Genomic DNA, 16,459 nt, shown 5'->3' on the forward strand with positions numbered 1-16,459 from the left:
CGCGGCACACATGCACGGGGACTAATGGGCCGTGCCCGAAATCCGGGCGGAAATCCCCCGAAGTCCCCACCCGAGGAGAACCATGGCTTCGCTGTTCGCCGTCCGCCGCCGGTGGCTGGTCGCGGGCGCCCTCGGCGCCGCGCTGGTCGCCGCCGCCCCGGTCGCCCTCGCCACGAGCGGCTCCGGCAACGCCGACGCCCGGTCGGCCGGTACGGGCGACCGCACCGCCGACGTCCGCGCCGCGGTCCAAGGCGGGCACGCCCGCAACGTGATCCTGTTCATCGGCGACGGCATGGGCCAGTCCGAGATCACCGCCGCGCGCAACTACGAGCGCGGCGCCGCCGGACGGCTCGCGATGGACGAGCTGCCGCTGACCGGCGACTACACCACCTACGCCGTGGAGAAGAACAACCCGGCCAAGCCCGAATACGTGACGGACTCCGCCGCGTCGGGCACCGGCTGGGCCACCGGCACCAAGACCTACAACGGCGCCATTTCCGTCGACGCCTACGGCAACGCGGTGCCGACGATCCTGGAGCTGGCCAAGCGCAACGGCCTGCGCACCGGGGACGTCACCACCGCCGAGGTCCAGGACGCCACCCCGGCCGTCCTCGGTGCCCACGTCGTCAGCCGCGACTGCAAGGGCCCGGACGAGACCACCGCGAAGTGCGCGGTCAACGCCAAGGAGAACGGCGGCGCCGGCTCGATCGCCGAGCAGCTCGTGCAGACCCGCCCCGACGTCCTGCTGGGCGGCGGCGCAAAGTACTTCAACCAGAAGGTCAAGGCCGGGAAGTTCGCCGGCCGGACCGTGCTGGACCAGGCCAAGGCCACGGGCTACACCGTCGTCGGCACCGCGGCGGACCTGGCCGCGGCGAAGAAGGGCAAGCCGGTCCTCGGCCTGTTCGCCGACGGCAACATGCCGGTGAACTGGACCGGCCCGGCCGCCGTGCACGGCGGCACCGCGCCGGCCCGCTGCACGCCGAACGCGAACCTGCCGAAGACCCAGCCGAAGCTGGCCGACCAGACCCGCAAGGCGCTGGAGCTGCTGGACGACCGCCGCAGTGACAAGGGCTTCTTCCTGCAGGTCGAGGGCGCGAGCATCGACAAGCAGGACCACGCGGCCGACCCGTGCGGCCAGATCGGCGAGACGGTCGACTTCGACGCGGCGATCGCGGCGGGCACGGCGTTCGCCCGCAGCCACCCCGACACGCTGGTGCTGGTGACCGCCGACCACGGCCACAGCAGCCAGATCGTCGAGCCCACCGCCACGCCGGGCCTGACCGCGACGCTCGTCACCAACGAGGGCGCGAACATGACGCTGGCCTACGGCACCGCGGAAGCGGGCGGCTCGCAGTCGCACACGGGCACGCAGGTGCGCATCGCGGGGCTTGGCCCGCAGGCGGCCAACATCGTCGGCCTGACCAACCAGACCGACGTGTTCGGCACCCTGAAGCGGGCCCTGCGCCTGCGCTGAATGGTGGGGTAGACCCCAGCAAGACCGGGTGGTCTGCCCCATACCCCCTGGCGTTTCGGCTCCCTAACCTGGGATCACCGAGACACCAGGGGGTTCTCTTCATGCGAAAGTCCTTACCGGGCAGACGGATCGTCGCCGTCGGCACGCTCGTCGCCCTGCTCGCCGCCACCACCGCCGCACCGGCGCTCGCCGCCACGGCGGATCCGGTGCAGCGCGGCCTCGACGTCCTGACGGCGCAGGACGGCGTCCCGGGCGCCGAAGCCGTGCTCCAGGACGGCCACCGGACGCGGGTCGTCCGCAGCGGCACGGCCGACCTCGCCACCGGGAAACCGTTCCCGCGCAACGGTTCCTACCGTGCGGGCAGCGTCACCAAGACGTTCGTCGCCACGGTGGTCCTGCAGCTCGTGGCCGAGGGCCGGGTGCGGCTCGACGCGCCGGTCGAGCGGTACCTGCCGGGCCTCCTGCCCGACCGGCGGATCACGGTCCGGCAGCTGCTCCAGCACACGAGCGGGCTCTACAACTACACGGACGAGTTCGACCGGACCGACCCGGAAGCCTTGCGGCACCGCGGAGCCGAGCCGGCCGAGCTCGTGGCGATGGCGCTGAAGCACCCGGCGCTGTTCCCGCCGGGCACGAGCTGGTCGTACTCCAACACGAACTACATCGTGGCGGGGATGATCGCCGAGAAGGTGACCGGCCACGCGCTGACCGACGAAATCGCCCGCCGGATCACCCGGCCACTGGGCCTGCACGACACGTACCTGCCCCGCCGCGGCGACGAGCGGTTGCCCGCACCGCACGCGATCGGCTACGTACCGGGCAACGGGAAGCTGGTGGACTTCAGCGACTTCGACGCAACGATCGCCTGGGCGGCGGGCGGCCTGGTATCGACCCCGGCCGACCTGAACCGTTTCTACGGCGCACTGCTGAACGGGCGGCTGCTGCGCCCGGCCGAGCTGGCGGAGATGCAGCGAACGGTCCCCGCCGACCTGGGCGTCCCGGGCGCCGGCTACGGGCTCGGCCTGGGCCGGCTCCCGGTGTCGTGCGGGCAGTTCTGGGGTCATCAGGGCGGAATCATCGGTTTCACGAACCTGGCAGGAGTGGGCCCGCACGACCGCCGGGCGGCGGTGGTGCTGAACCAGAACCCCCCGCCGGCGGGGGTGAATCGGCACCTTTACGACGTCACCGAGGCGGCGGTGTGCTCGTAGGCGGTGGGCTTTGGCCGGGGGTCCGAATGCCGGTGGCCGGAACTGTCGGTGGTCGCCGGTAGCGTGGAAAACGGGGGGCGCCCCCGCGGCGGGTGCCCTCTCGGCCCCCGCGGCCGGTGCCCACTCGGCACCCCGCGGACAGCGCCGCCTCCCACCCCAGCCCTCCCCCAGCGGCGGACTTACGGCAGCAGGTCCAGCACCTCGGTCCACGGCCGCCGCACGTCGAGCCGGTGCAGCGTCACCCCGGCACCCGCCAGGGTGTCGAGGTGGCGCTGCCACGCCGGGTGGTGCGCCCGGGTGTCCTGGATCTGGTAGGCCACCACGATCGTGATGCCCGGCGCGCCCAGCACGTCGCCGAGCACCGTCAGGGCCTGGTTGTCCGCTATCCCCAGCGCGAGCTTCGCCACCGAGTTCGCCGACGCCGGGGCGAACAGGAACACCGCCGGGTCCGGGTGCGGCCGCGGCTCGCCCGGCAAGCGGCTCACGCTCCGGACCGGCAGGTCCGTGCCCGAAGCGACCTCGGCCAGCGCACCGGTCGCGTCGAGCCAGCGGTGAGCGGCCGGCGTCAGCGTGATCGCCGTCCGCCAGCCGCGGTCGGCCGCGGGGCGGGCCAGCTCGGCGGCGAACCGGGTGTCCAGCCCGCCGCACGAGCTGGCGACCAGCCCGAGGTCCCTCACGGTTTGCGCAGCACGGCGCAGAACATCGCGTCCGTGCCGTGGCGGTGCGGCCACAGCTGGACGTACGGCCCGTCCCCGAGCTCCGGGACGCCGGGGAAGAACTCGCGCGAGTCCAGCACTTCGGCCTTCAGCCGCCGCGCCGTCTCCGCGAACACGCCTTCGGTCTCGGCCAGGTGCGGCGAGCAGACGACGTAGGTGAGCGCGCCACCCGGCCGCAGCAGGGCGTAGGCCGCGGTGATCAGCTCGCCCTGCAGCTTCGTCAGGTCCGCGACGTCGGACGGCTGACGGCGCCAGCGCGCCTCCGGCCGCCGCCGCAGCGCGCCGAGCCCGCTGCACGGCGCGTCGACGAGGATCCGGTCGTAGCCCGGCTCCAGCCCGCTTTCACGGCCGTCGCCGACGTGCACCTTCACCGGCAGCCCGATCGTCGCCTTCTCGACGAGCTTCGCCCGGTGCGGCGCCTTCTCCACGGCGTCGACAGCCGCCCCGCTCATCGCCGCCAGCGCGCCGAGCAGCGCGGCCTTGCCGCCGGGACCGGCGCACAGGTCGAGCCAGCGCTCGTCGGAGCCTTCCAGCGGCACCTTCGTCGCGGCGATGGCGCAGAGCTGGCTGCCCTCGTCCTGGACCGCGGCCAGCCGCTCGCGGACCGGCTCGACGTCGGCCGGGTCGCCGGCGCCGGCGGGCAGGTGGACGCCGTAGGGCGAGTACGGCGCCGGGTCGCCGCCGGTGATCGCGGCGAGCTCGTCGGCGCTGATCTCGCCGGGGCGGGCGACGAGGTGCACCTCGGGGCGCGCGTCGTCGGCTTCCAGGGCGGCCTTGAGGCCGGCGCCCTTGTCACCCAGCGCTTCGGCGAAGGACCGCGCGATCCAGCGCGGGTGTGCCGTGCGCAGCGCGTAGGCGCCGATCGGGTCGGCCGCCTCGTCCGGCGCCAGCTCGTCGAGCCATGTCGCTTCGTCCTTTTCGGACACCTTGCGCAGGATGGCGTTCGCGAAACCCGTGGCCCACGAACCGGCTTCCGCACGCACGAGGTCCACAGTGGACGTCACGGCAGCGTGCTCGGGGATGCGCGTGCGCAGCAGCTGGTAGACGCCGAGGCGCAGCGCGTCGAGCACCGCCGGGTCGGTCTGCTTGAGAGGGCGCTCGGCGCAGGACTCGATGATCGCGTCGAGCAGGCCTTGCGCCCGCGACGTGCCGTACGTCAGCTCGGTGGCCAGCGCCGCGTCGCGGCCGGTGATCCGGCGTTCCCGCAGCAGGTCCGGCAGGACCAGGTTGGCGTAGGCGTCCTTCGTCCGGACGGCGGCGAGGACGTCGTACGCGGCCTGCCGGGCCGGGTCCACCTCGGGCGGGCGGCGCGGCCCCTCCTTGCGCGGTGCCGGACGGCCCCGCTGCGGCCGTGACGGACGTCGTTCCCTGTGGTCGTTCACCGGAGGCGCTCTCCCTGGTCGATTCTGGTTCCGCGCGCCCAATCGGTGGCCGCCATCCGTTTTTTACCGGGTGCCTGGACCTCGCCGAGCCGTAACGGCTTCGTCGCCGTCCCGACCAGCACCCGCTTGCGTTCGACCACGATCTCGCCCGGCGGCGGGCCGGGTTCGTCGAGCACCGTGACCGGGCCGAGCTTGAACCGTTCCCCGCGGAACTCCGCCCACGCGCCCGGCTCGGGCGTGACCGACCGGATCTGCCGGTCGACCGCCGACGCGGGGTCGGCGAAGGACACCCGCGCGTCCTCGACCGTGACCTTCGGCGCGTAGGTGACGCCTTCGGCGGGCTGCTCCCGCGCGACCAGGCTGCCGTCGGCCAGGCCGTCCATAGTGGACAGCAGGAGCTTGGCCCCGGACTCCGCGAGCCGCCCGAGCAGCGCACCGGCGGTGTCGGTGGCCCCGATCGCCTCGGTGACGACACCGAAGACCGGGCCGGCGTCCAGCTCCTTGACGATCCGGAAGGTCGAGGCGCCGGTGATCTCGTCCCCGGCGCGGATCGCGGCCTGCACGGGCGCGGCCCCCCGCCACGCGGGCAGCAGCGAGAAGTGCAGGTTCACCCAGCCCAGCCGCGGAATGTCGAGCGCGGCCTGCGGCAGCAGGGCCCCGTAGGCGACGACCGGGCAGGCATCCGGCGCGAGCTCGGTCAGCCGGGCGAGAAAGGCGGGATCCCCGGCGCGCGCGGGCGTCAGGACCTCGATGCCGTGTTCGTCGGCGAGGGCCCCGACGGGCGACCGGACGACCCGCCGGCCGCGCCCGGCCTGCGCATCGGGCCGGGTGACGACGGCAACAACCTCGTGCCGCCCGGAATCGAGCAGGGCGCGCAGGGCGGGGACGGCCGGGTCGGGGGTGCCGGCGAAGACGAGCTTCATCGGCCCACCCCCGGCGGAAGCAGGGTTTCAGGTGGCTGGAACATCGCAGCCGAGTCTAGAAGGCCCCCATCAGCAGGGCGCGCCCAGCTCGGGCCTGGTTGTCCACAGGGTCACAGAGATGTGGACAACCAGGCCGACGGCGCGGCCTTTCCCGCCTTTTCGTCTGCCTCGCTCGATACGCTGGATCCGGGGGACCCCCCGGATCCCGGCGAAGTCGCGCCCGGCTGTCGCCGGTGCCGCGAATGACTCATTCGCGGCACCGGAGGTCCCGAATGAGTCATTCGCGACGTTCCCGCGCGCCGCACCCGGCCGGCAGCGGCGGCGGAACCATTCACGCGACCGTGCCGGAGCCCCACCCTCTCCGTTCAGGGGAGAGCGGGGCCGGTGCCGGACCCCCAGGGAGGGCGGGGGCGCGCCTACCAGCGGGTGGGCCACACCACCTGCGCCGCGCCCTGGCCGCGGCGGACCGGTTCCGCCGCCGCCAGCCAGCGGCCGTCCCTCAGGCGCTCCACTCCCGTGGCCGCGCCGATCTCCGCCGGAGCCGTCGAGAAGCCCTGGCCGCGGGCTCGCAGGTCCGCCGTCTCCGGCTGGTCCAAGAACGCCTGCTCCACCTGGGCCGCTGCCGAGTTGCGCTGCGATGCCCGCGGGGCCGCGATCGCGTCCTCCAGGGACAAGCCCCGGTCGAGGCGGCCGAGGATCACCTGCAGCACCGTGGTGATGATCGACGCTCCGCCCGGCGAACCCGTCGCGAAGAACGGGCGGCCGTGGTCCAGCACGATCGTCGGGGCCATCGACGAACGCGGGCGCTTGCCCGGGCCCGGGAGGTTCGGGTCGGGCACGCCCGGCGTCACCGGCGTGAACGAGAAGTCGGTCAGCTCGTTGTTCAGCAGGAACCCGCGGCCCGGCACCACGATGCCGCTGCCACCCTCCTGCTCGATCGTCAACGTGTACGCGACGACGTTGCCCCACTTGTCGGCGACCGTCAGGTGCGTGGTGTTCTCGCCTTCGTACGGCGTGGGCGCCGCCACAGAGCCGGCCGCGCACGGAACCGGCTTCCGGGGGTCGGCCGGGGCGACCGGGCTGGTCGCCGCCTTGTCCTTCGAGATCAGGCACGCCCGGGAGTCGGCGAAGCGCCGGCTCAGCAGCTCGCGCGCGGGGACGTCGACGAACGCCGGGTCGCCGATCCAGCGGTTGCGGTCGGCGAAGGCGAAGCGGGTCGACTCCAGGAAGTACTGCAGGTAGTCGGCCTTGCTCGCGTGCTTGAGGTCGAAGTTCTCGAGGATGTTGAGCGCCTCGCCGACCGTCAGCCCGCCCGACGACGGCGCCGGCATGCCGTAGACGTCGAGACCCTCGTAACGCGCATGAGTCGGGTTGCGCTCGATCACGTCGTACGCGGCGAGGTCGCCGGTGGTCAGCTTCCCGGGCCGGACGTTCAGCGTCGACGCCGGGTCGACCGGCGGCTTCTGCACGGTCTTGGCGATGTCCGCGCCGATCGGGCCGTGGTACAGCGCGTCGACGCCGTGGCGTTCGAGCTGCGCGTACGTGGCGGCCAGGTCGGGGTTCTTGAAGACCGTCCCGGGGGCGGGCGGTGCGCCGCCCGGCAGGTACAGCGACCGCGTCGACGGGAACGCGGAGAACCGCGCCGCGTTGTTCGCGATCTGCGTCTGGAACGTCTGGTCGACGACGAAGCCCTTGCGCGCGAGGTTCTCCGCGGGCTTCAGCGCCTTCGCCAGCGACCGCGTCCCCCACTTGCGCAGCGCCTCGGCCCAGGTCGCGGGCGTGCCGGGCACGCCGACGCTCAGGCCGCTGGTGACGGCGTCGGCGAACGGCAGCGGCTTGCCGTTCTCGACGAAGAGGTTCTCGCCGGCGGTCTTCGGCGCGGTCTCGCGGCCGTCGAGGGTGTGCACGCGGTGGGTCTTGGCGTCGTAGTAGACGAAGAACCCGCCGCCGCCGACCCCGGCGGAGAACGGGTCGGTGACCCCGAGCGCGGCCGCGACCGCGACGGCCGCGTCGACGGCGTTCCCGCCGTCGCGCAGGACCTGGGTGCCGATCGCGGTGGCGTCGGCGTCGATGCTGGCCACGGCGCCCCCGTAGCCGACGGCGACCGGCGACTTCGGGGTGGGCGTGGCGGCGGAGGCGGGCACAGCGACGCCGGCGGTGAGCACGGCGGCGACGGCCAGGACGAGCGTGGTTCGGCTCCAGTGCGCGGGCATGCGGGCGAGTCTGCCCCTTGACTTCCCCTCCTACAAGACGTCAATGGGGCCGAAAAACCCCTATTGTGAACATTTAACGCGATTTAGGGGTTCGGGAAATTAAATCACATGGAGCAGTGACGATCCGGTGCGCCCTGTAACACAATCGTGCGGCGCGGCCTGCACACCGCGCACCGCGAGGGCAACCGGAAGGAACCACCGAAGATGACTGCACCAAGACGGCACCGGCACCGCCTGCTCGGCGCCGCGCTCACGCTCTCGGCGTCCCTGCTGGCCGCGATGCCCGGCACCGCCGGCGCGGCACCGGGCCAGGACGCACCGGACAACCACGAGATGGGCGCGTCGATCCGCGCCCACGACGGGGTGGCCCCGGCCGGGCTCGCCCCGGCGTCGGTGGACGCGAGCGTCCCCGGCATCGACGTGAGCTCCTACCAGGGCAACGTCAACTGGGCGTCGTACTGGAGCGCGGGCAAGAGGTTCGCCTACGTCAAGGCGACCGAGGGCACCGGCTACCAGAACGCGTACTTCAGCCAGCAGTACACGGGGTCGTACAACGTCGGCATGATCCGCGGCGCGTACCACTACGGCCGCCCGGACCTCTCGGGCGGCGCGGCGCAGGCGGATTACTTCGTCGCCCACGGCGGCGGCTGGTCGAAGGACGGCAAGACGCTGCCGGGGACGCTCGACATCGAATGGGGCCCGGACAACGCCTGCTACGGCAAGACCCCGGCCCAGATGGTCGCGTGGATCAAGGCGTTCAGCGACGAGTACCACGCAAAGACGACCCGCTGGCCGGTCATCTACACGGCAACGAGCTGGTGGAGCCAGTGCACCGCCAACACCGGCGACTTCAGCTCGACGAACCCGCTGTGGGTGGCGCGCTACGCGTCGTCGGCGGGCACGCTGCCGTACCACTGGGGCTTCTACACGTTCTGGCAGTACAGCTCGTCGCCGATCGACCAGGACACGTTCAGCGCGGACATCTCGCGCCTGAAGGTGCTGGCGACCGGCTGATCCCGACTTTGTGCGGGTTCCGTGGGTGACGCGGCCGGCGAAGACTCGACCGCGTCGCCCACGACGTGGAGGGAAACCCGTGCGCCTGTCCGCTCTGCTCCCCCTGCTCACCGCCGTTCCGCTGGTCGCCTTCCCCACGACCGCCGCGGCCGCGCCCGGCTGCTTCGGTTCCGCCGCCGCGCTGACCGTCGAGGAACACCGCCTGACCGCTTCGTTGCCGGCCGGCGGCCCCGCTGTCGGCCCCGGACTCGTGCGGCTGGCCGGGCTCGACCCGTTCGTCGCCGGCGTGAAGCGCGATCTGTGCGCCGCCCGCACCCCGCGCCGCGCCGCGCGCGTCGTCACGCAGGCCGGTGACCGGCTGTGGCGGACGGCCGTCGATCGCGCCCAGGGCCGCCGTCCGGGCCTGGGCACGCTCGACCGGTTCGACGACCGGCCCCTGTACTGGGCGCGGCTGCAGCTGAGCAGCGCGATCCGGCAGTGGCGGCCGTCGTTCGCGCTGCCGGACCGGGGTGCCCTGCTCACGGCGTTCGACCGGGGTTCACGCGGCCTCGACGACGTCCGGTTCCCGCTCGGGAAGACGCGGCGGGTGCTGGTGAGCGGCTTCGACCCGTTCCAGCTCGACGGCTCCGGCGTCCGGATCTCGAACCCGGCCGGGGCGTCCGCGCTGCAGCTGGACGGACGGGTCCTGGCCACGCCGTCGGGCCCCGCAGTGGTGCAGGCGGTGAACTTCCCGGTGGTGTGGGGCTACTTCGACGAAGGCATCGTCGAAGCGGCGTACGGCACGGCGTTGCGCGACCGCGGCCGGCGGCCGGACGTGCTCATGACGATCAGCCAGGGCCGCCCGGGCCGGTTCGACATCGAGCGCTGGGCCGGCGCCTGGCGCGGCGGTTTCCCGGACAACAACAACGTGTCCGTCACGGGCGGCGTCCCGCCGGCGGCGGGCTGGCCGCAGCCGGACGTCCAGTTCATCGAGACGACCCTGCCGTACGCGCGGATGCTCGAGGTGACCGGCGCCTACCCGGTGAACTTCAACCCGGCGTTCTGCGTCTGGCCGGACGCCACGCACCCGGGCGCCGGACCCCGGTGTGCCGTTCGGACGCCCCGGCGCCCGGGGAGATCGCGGCGTCGGGAGGCGGCGGGAACTACCTGTCGAACGAATCGATGTTCCGCAGCAACCGGCTGCGCCTCGGCCTGGGCCTGACCGCCCTGCCGGGCGGCCACCTGCACACACCGGTGCTGGGCCAGCCCACGGCACCGGAAGCGTTGACGGACCCGGACTTCGAGGCGCGGCGGCAGGCCATCGCGGCCGAGGTGGTCTTGCTGGCCACGGCCGCCGCCGCGGGCGACCGGACTCCGGCCACTCCCCCGCCCACCGCGGATTCCCCGCGCGCCGCGATGGAGTCGCTGCCGGGCACGGTCCTGCCGGGCTGACGCCGTGCCGCCCCTTCGGCCACGCCTGATTCCCCTTCGGCCACCCGGGATCGAGGGGGCGGCACGGCTCTCTAAATGAGGTCCAGCGGATCCACCTGGACGCGGATCGGTTCCGTCGCCTTCTTCGCGTCCCGGCGGGCCGCCGCCGCGTGGATCGAGGCCGCCAGGGTTTTGCCCTCGGCCCGGGAAACGCGGACCAAAGCCCGCTCTCGCTCGGCGTTGCCCTCTTCGTCCACCTCGCCGATCGGGACCGGGCCCAGGACCTCGCCCGACTCCGGCAGGGGCAGATCCGAGAGAAAACCGGCCACCGCGTCCGGGCTGCCCTCCACGCTCGCCATCCGCATCGCCGGGGGGAAGCCCAGCTCGCGGCGCTCCGCCAGCTCCTGGCCCGCGTGCCACGCCGGGTCCCAGCGGACCAGGGCCTGGACCACCGCCAGCCCCGCCTCCGCGCCGACGATGACACGACCGCCGGACGCGGCCGGGCGGACCAGGGCCGCCGCCGCCATCCAGCGGCGCAACGTCTCCTCGCCCGCGCGGAGGTCCTGGCGGCCCAGCAGGGCCCAGCCGTCGAGGAGCAGCGCTGCGCCGTAACCGCCCTCCGCCACCGGCTCCGCTCCCGGGGTGCACACCACCAGCGACGGTTTGCCCGGCACCGATTCGAGGACCTCCGCCGCCCCCGACGTGCGGACCGGGACGCCCGGGAACGCGCGGCCGAGCTCCTCCGCCGTCCGCTTCGCGCCGACGATCACCGCGCGCAGCCGGACCGAGCCGCACGCCGTGCAGCGGAACGCCGTTTCGGGGACGCCGCACCAGCGGCACGCCGGCGGCTTCGGCTGCCCGTCGAGCGAGCCGCCGGGCAGCGCCAGCGGCCCCGCGCAGCGGCGGCAGTGCGCCGGTGTCCGGCAGTTCCCGCAGGCCAGGCCGGGCACGTACCCGCGCCGCGGCACCTGCACCAGTACCGGGAGGTCCGCCGCGAACGCCTGCCGCGCCGCTTCGAACGCCACCGCCGGCAGGCGCGCGACCCGGGCGGCCTCGTCGCGGGCGACGTCGAAGTCTTCGCCGACCGGGGTGACGCGGGGGGCCGCGGACCGCAGCGTCGCACGATCCGCGAGCACCGGCACGGCCCAGCCCGACTCGACCAGGAGCTGCGCTTCGGCCGTCCGGGCGAACCCGCCGACCAGCAGGGACGCCTTCGCCGCGTGGGCGCGGTCCATGAGGACGTCCCGGACGTGGGGGTACGGCGCGTGCTGGTCGAGGTGCAGGTCGTCGCCGTCGTCCCAGACGGCGAACAGGCCGGGGTCGTGGACCGGCGCGAACATCGCCGCCCGCGTCCCGACCACCACCCGCACCGCGCCGCGCAGCACGGCCAGCCAGCGCCGGTACCGCTCGGCGGGCCCGAGGCCGGCGATCAGCGCCACCACGGCGTCCTCGCCCACCAGCGCCGCGCAGGCCGCGTGCACCCGGGTCAGGTCGCGGTGGTCCGGCACCACCAGCACCGCCCCCCGGCCCGCGGCGGCCACGGCAGCCGCGGCCTCGGCGAGCCGCCGCGGCCAGTCTTCGCCCGGCAGGGCCTGCCAGACGGCGTTCGCGGGCTTGGCCTCGGCGAGGGCCTCCAGGAACGCCGGGCCGCGCTGGTAGCGCGCCCAGGCCGCGGTGTCCGGTGCCGCCGGCAGCGCCGCGGGCGCGGGCGGCGGCTCGCCCTCGGCCTTGGCGTGCCGGGGCGGGATCGCGAGGCGCAGGACGTCGGACAGCGTGCCGCCGTAGCGGTCGGCGACCGCCCGGCACAGCGCGTGCAGCGACGGCGGCAGCACCGGCTCGGCCGACGTCACGCGGTCGAGGAACGCCAGCTTGCTGCCGTAGTCGCTGGTCTCGCCGCGGTCGATCAGGTAGCCGTCGACCAGCTGCCCGGCGAACCGGACGCGGACGCGGCAGCCCGGCACGGCGGTCTCGTGCAGCTTCTCCGGCACGAGGTAGTCGAAGGTGCGGTCCAGGTGGGCCAGCGGGATGTCGACGACGACCCGCGCGACCGGCCGCTCGGGCGCGGGCTGCGGGGCGCCCTTCGCCTTCTCCCCCGGCTTCGGCTTCTTCCGGGCGCGCGAGGGTGCCGCCTGGGGTGCGGGCGGCTGCTCCGGGAGGTCCCAGAGAGCGGCGGGCTCGGTGCTGCTCACGCCCTGATCTCTACCAGACCCCACCGACAACGGGACCGGAGAGGCATCTCGCGTGACTGGGAGGGCATCACGCGTGATTGGAGGGGCATCACGTGAGATTCCCTCGGACACGAGGAAGGCCACCCCGGGGAACCCGCGGGGTGGCCTTCACCGGATCGTGCGTCAGGCGCCCGCCGCGGCCTTGAGGGCTTCGGCGCGGGCCGTGCTCTCCCACGGGAGGCCCAGCTCGGGCCGGCCGAAGTGGCCGTACGCCGCCGTCGGGGCGTAGATCGGGCGCAGCAGGTCGAGGTCGCGGATGATCGCGGCGGGCCGCAGGTCGAAGACCTCGGTGATGGCCTGCTGGATCTTCGACGGGTCGACCGTCTCGGTGCCGAACGTCTCGACGAACAGGCCGACCGGGGCCGCCTTGCCAATCGCGTAGGCGACCTGGACCTCGGTCCGCTGGGCCAGGCCCGCGGCGACGACGTTCTTGGCCACCCAGCGCATCGCGTACGCGGCCGAGCGGTCGACCTTGGACGGGTCCTTGCCGGAGAACGCGCCGCCGCCGTGGCGGGCCATGCCGCCGTAGGTGTCGACGATGATCTTGCGCCCGGTCAGGCCGGCGTCGCCCATCGGGCCGCCGATGACGAACCGGCCGGTCGGGTTGACCAGCAGGCGCGCGTTCGACGTGTCGATGCCCAGGCCCTCGAGCTCGGGGCCGACGACGTGCTCCTTGACGTCGACGCTGAGCATCCGGTCCAGGTCGATGCCATCGGCGTGCTGCGAGGACACGACGACCGTGTCGAGCCGGACCGGCTGGTCGCCGGCGTACTCGATGGTCACCTGGGTCTTGCCGTCCGGGCGCAGGTACGGCAGCACGCCGTCCTTGCGGACCGCGGTCAGCCGCTTCGAGAGCCGGTGGGCCAGCGCGATCGGCAGCGGCATCAGCTCGGGGGTGTCCGAGCAGGCGTAGCCGAACATCAGGCCCTGGTCGCCGGCACCCTGGCGGTTGATCTCGTCGTCGTCCGACTCCACCCGCGACTCGTACGCGGTGTCGACGCCCTGGGCGATGTCGGGCGACTGCGAACCGATCGCGACGTTGACGCCGCAGGAGTTGCCGTCGAAGCCCTTGGCGGAGGAGTCGTAGCCGATCTTGAGGATGACGTCGCGGACGATCGTCGGGATGTCGGCGTACGCCTCGGTGGTCACCTCGCCGGCCACGTGCACCTGGCCGGTGGTGATCAGGGTCTCGACCGCGACGCGGCTGCGAGGATCCTTCGACAGCAGGCCGTCGAGGATCGAGTCGCTGATGGCGTCGCAAATCTTGTCGGGGTGCCCTTCGGTCACCGACTCCGAGGTGAACAATCTGCTGCTAGACGCGGTCACGGTGGCCGTCACTTCCTCACCTAGACGTCGGATGCCCCGCAAGTTAGGCACCCCTTATTTGGTGCAAGCGTACTGACTATCGCTCGGGGGACGGTCAACGCTTCATGAAGCTCACAACAGCGTCCCACACCGTGGACGCCAAAGCGGCTTTCTGCGCGAGAGGTAGGGGTTGTTCTGTGGCATCGGCCCCGAGGAGCCAGCCCGAGTTGTCCTCGGTGCCGAACGCCTTGCCGTCGCCGACGGCGTTGACGACCAGCAAGTCGGCGCCCTTGCGCTTGAGCTTCGCGCGGGCGTGGTCGAGGACGCTGCCGTGCTCGTCGCCGGTTTCCGCGGCGAATCCCACGACGACCTGTCCGGGACGCCGGTTCTGCACCAGTTCGGCGAGGATGTCGGCGTTGCGGTCGAGGGTGATGACGGGGTCGGGCCGGCCGTCGGACTTCTTGATCTTGTGCTCGGCCCGGTTCGCCGGCCGGAAGTCGGCGACGGCGGCGGCCATCACGACGACGTCCGCCGACCGGGCCGCGGCGTGCACGGCCTGCCGCAGCTCCTCCGCCGTCGAGACGCGTTGCACCGTGGCGCCCGCCGGGTCGGGCAGGGCGACGGTGTGCGCGGCGACCAGGGTGACCTCGGCGCCGCGCTGGGCGGCGACGCGGGCCAGTGCGTAGCCCTGCTTGCCGGACGAGCGGTTGCCCAGGTAGCGGACCGGGTCGAGGGGTTCGCGCGTGCCGCCCGCGGACACGACCACGCGGACGCCTTCGAGGTCGCGCGGGAGGGCGTCCGGGCGGGCCAGCAGCAGCCGCGCCAGGTCGACGATCTCGGCCGGGTTCGCCAGGCGGCCCTTGCCGGTGTCGGCGCCCGTCAGCCGGCCGGAGTCGGGCTCGGTGACGACCATGCCGCGCGAGCGCAGCAGGGCCACGTTGTCGCGGGTCGCGGGGTGCTCCCACATCTCCGTGTGCATCGCCGGGAAGAAGGCGACCGGGCACCGGGCGGTGAGCAGGGTGTTGGTCAGCAGGTCGTCGGCGAGGCCGTGGGCGGCCTTGGCCAGGAGGTTCGCCGTGGCCGGGACGACCAGGACGAGATCGGCTTCCTTGCCGACGCGGACGTGCTGGACCTCGGGCACCTCGGTGAACACACCCGTGTGCACCGGGTGCCCGGAGAGGGCTTCGAAGGTGGCCGCGCCGACGAAGTTCAACGCGGCTTCGGTGGGGACCACGCGGACGTCGTGACCGGACTCCGTCAGCCCGCGCAGGACCTCACAGGCCTTGTAGGCGGCGATCCCGCCGCCCACGCCCAGGACGACGCGGGGTTTACTCACCCTCGGTGTGCTCGAGCAGGCCGCCGTGGATCTCGCGCAGCGCGATCGAGAGCGGCTTCTCGCGCGGGCCCGGCTCGACGAGCGGGCCGACGTACTCCAGCAGACCCTCGCCCAGCTGGGCGTAGTAGTCGTTGATCTGGCGGGCACGCTTGGCCGAGTAGATCACCAGCGCGTACTTCGAGCTGACCTTCTCGAGCAGGTCGTCGATCGGCGGGTTGGTGATGCCCTCGAGCTCTTCGGTCAAAGTTACCTGGGTGGTCACTCGTGGTGCTCCGCTTCTTCGGAAAACTGGTCAGCAGTAATCAAGCTTAGCAAGTGCTCGGCGGCCTCCCGCAGGTCGGCGTTGACGAGGCGGTGGTCGAACTCCCCCGCCGCCGCCAGTTCGCGCTCCGCTTCGGCCAGCCGGGCCTGTACCGCGGCCTCGTTTTCGGTGCCGCGGCCGGTGAGCCTGCCGACCAGTTCCTCCCACGACGGCGGCATCAGCATCACCAGCCGGGCCTCCGGCATCGCCGCCCGGACCTGGCGGGCGCCCTGCAGCTCGATCTCCAGGACGGCCGGGCGGCCCTCGGCGAGGGCCTTCTCGACCGGCTCGCGCGGGGTGCCGTAGCGGTTGCCGGCGAACTCGGCCCATTCCAGCAGCCGGCCGTCGGCGACCATCGTGTCGAACTCCGCGCGGTCGACGAAGTGGTAGTGCGCCCCGTCGACTTCGCCGGGACGCGGTTCGCGGGTGGTGACCGAGACGCTGAACCAGACGTCGGGCTCCAGCTTCCGCAGCTCGCCCACCACGCTCGACTTCCCGACCCCCGAAGGCCCCGATACGACGGTGAGCCGGTGCCGGGGGAGGTCCCCCGTCACCGGCTCACCGCCGCGGTCGGCGCCCCGGTTCACCGGGTAGTCACGACCGGCGCCGTTCACTCGCCGCTGAACTCGGCCAGCAGCGCCTTGCGCTGCCGGTCGCCGAGGCCGCGAAGACGACGGCTGGGGGCGATCTCCAGTCGTTCCATGGTCTGCTGCGCGCGGACCTTGCCGACGCCCGGGAGGGCCTCGAGCAGAGCCGAAACCTTCATCTTGCCGAGGACTTCGTTCTCCTCGGCCTGCTTCAGCACGTCGACCAGAGTGGTACCGCCCCGCTTCAGCCGCTCCTTCAGCTCAGCACGGATCTTGCGAGCGGCGGCGGCCTTCTCCAGCGCCGCAGCGCGCTGTTCCTCTGTCAGCTGGGGAAGTGCCACGTTTTCCTCCGGTAGTTCTCA

At 73.2% G+C, this 16,459-nt stretch carries 13 protein-coding genes and 1 pseudogene; 4 read left to right on the forward strand and 10 right to left on the reverse strand.

The window, feature by feature from the left end; translation table 11 throughout:
• Window positions 1-82: 82 nt before the first annotated feature.
• Together phoA and Q5425_RS05930 are read left to right on the forward strand one after the other, a co-directional pair.
• Window positions 83-1,474, forward strand: coding sequence for an alkaline phosphatase (gene phoA, locus Q5425_RS05925; protein ID WP_308671069.1), 1,392 nt, complete (start codon window positions 83-85; stop codon window positions 1,472-1,474).
• Window positions 1,475-1,575: 101 nt separating this feature from the next.
• Complete coding sequence (locus Q5425_RS05930) at window positions 1,576-2,682, forward strand: serine hydrolase domain-containing protein (RefSeq protein ID WP_308671070.1); 1,107 nt, start codon at window positions 1,576-1,578, stop codon at window positions 2,680-2,682.
• Window positions 2,683-2,861: 179 nt separating this feature from the next.
• Here the strand turns inward: Q5425_RS05930 and Q5425_RS05935 are convergent, their stop codons facing one another.
• The 4 genes from Q5425_RS05935 to ggt all read right to left on the reverse strand — a co-directional run bounded on the left by Q5425_RS05935 (window position 2,862) and on the right by ggt (window position 7,916).
• A complete protein-coding gene (locus Q5425_RS05935; RefSeq protein WP_308671071.1) occupies window positions 2,862-3,359 on the reverse strand; it encodes a flavoprotein in 498 nt (165 codons plus the stop codon).
• Complete coding sequence (locus tag Q5425_RS05940; RefSeq protein WP_308671072.1) at window positions 3,356-4,780, reverse strand: transcription antitermination factor NusB; 1,425 nt, start codon at window positions 4,778-4,780, stop codon at window positions 3,356-3,358. Before Q5425_RS05940 ends, Q5425_RS05935 begins: the two co-directional genes overlap by 4 nt.
• A complete protein-coding gene (fmt, locus tag Q5425_RS05945) occupies window positions 4,777-5,703 on the reverse strand; it encodes a methionyl-tRNA formyltransferase (protein ID WP_308671073.1) in 927 nt (308 codons plus the stop codon). The genes Q5425_RS05940 and fmt overlap by 4 nt, the downstream gene beginning before the upstream one ends.
• Window positions 5,704-6,119: 416 nt before the next feature.
• On the reverse strand, window positions 6,120-7,916 hold the full coding sequence (ggt, locus tag Q5425_RS05950) for a gamma-glutamyltransferase (RefSeq protein WP_308671074.1): 1,797 nt from the start codon (window positions 7,914-7,916) through the stop codon (window positions 6,120-6,122).
• A 204-nt stretch (window positions 7,917-8,120) separates the two neighbouring features.
• On the opposite strand from ggt, the gene Q5425_RS05955 reads away from it, so the two are divergent.
• Window positions 8,121-8,930 carry a lysozyme gene (locus Q5425_RS05955; RefSeq protein WP_308671075.1) on the forward strand — a complete coding sequence of 270 codons (810 nt, stop codon included), beginning with the start codon at window positions 8,121-8,123 and terminating at the stop codon, window positions 8,928-8,930.
• A gap of 79 nt (window positions 8,931-9,009) precedes the next feature.
• Window positions 9,010-10,361, forward strand: a pseudogene (locus Q5425_RS05960) (hypothetical protein).
• A 71-nt stretch (window positions 10,362-10,432) separates the two neighbouring features.
• Here Q5425_RS05960 and Q5425_RS05965 read toward each other — a convergent pair.
• From Q5425_RS05965 to mihF, 6 genes are all read right to left on the reverse strand, one after another.
• Entirely contained in the window at window positions 10,433-12,529 is a 2,097-nt protein-coding gene (locus Q5425_RS05965; protein WP_308671076.1) for a primosomal protein N', read from the reverse strand.
• Window positions 12,530-12,691: 162 nt separating this feature from the next.
• Complete coding sequence (gene metK, locus Q5425_RS05970) at window positions 12,692-13,894, reverse strand: methionine adenosyltransferase (RefSeq protein WP_308671077.1); 1,203 nt, start codon at window positions 13,892-13,894, stop codon at window positions 12,692-12,694.
• A gap of 94 nt (window positions 13,895-13,988) precedes the next feature.
• Window positions 13,989-15,209, reverse strand: a complete 1,221-nt coding sequence (gene coaBC / locus Q5425_RS05975) for a bifunctional phosphopantothenoylcysteine decarboxylase/phosphopantothenate--cysteine ligase CoaBC (RefSeq protein WP_308671078.1) — start codon at window positions 15,207-15,209, stop codon at window positions 13,989-13,991.
• Window positions 15,202-15,471, reverse strand: a complete 270-nt coding sequence (gene rpoZ, locus Q5425_RS05980; protein WP_308671079.1) for a DNA-directed RNA polymerase subunit omega — start codon at window positions 15,469-15,471, stop codon at window positions 15,202-15,204. The genes coaBC and rpoZ overlap by 8 nt, the downstream gene beginning before the upstream one ends.
• The gene (gene gmk / locus Q5425_RS05985) at window positions 15,468-16,124 is read right to left on the reverse strand and encodes a guanylate kinase (protein ID WP_308671080.1); all 657 of its coding nucleotides are present in this window, start codon (window positions 16,122-16,124) and stop codon (window positions 15,468-15,470) included. Before gmk ends, rpoZ begins: the two co-directional genes overlap by 4 nt.
• Window positions 16,121-16,438, reverse strand: coding sequence for an integration host factor, actinobacterial type (gene mihF, locus Q5425_RS05990; RefSeq protein ID WP_013224622.1), 318 nt, complete (start codon window positions 16,436-16,438; stop codon window positions 16,121-16,123). The genes gmk and mihF overlap by 4 nt, the downstream gene beginning before the upstream one ends.
• Between the last annotated feature and the right edge of the window lie 21 nt (window positions 16,439-16,459).

The sequence above is a fragment of the Amycolatopsis sp. A133 genome, from assembly GCF_031082405.1.
GTDB lineage: Bacteria > Actinomycetota > Actinomycetes > Mycobacteriales > Pseudonocardiaceae > Amycolatopsis.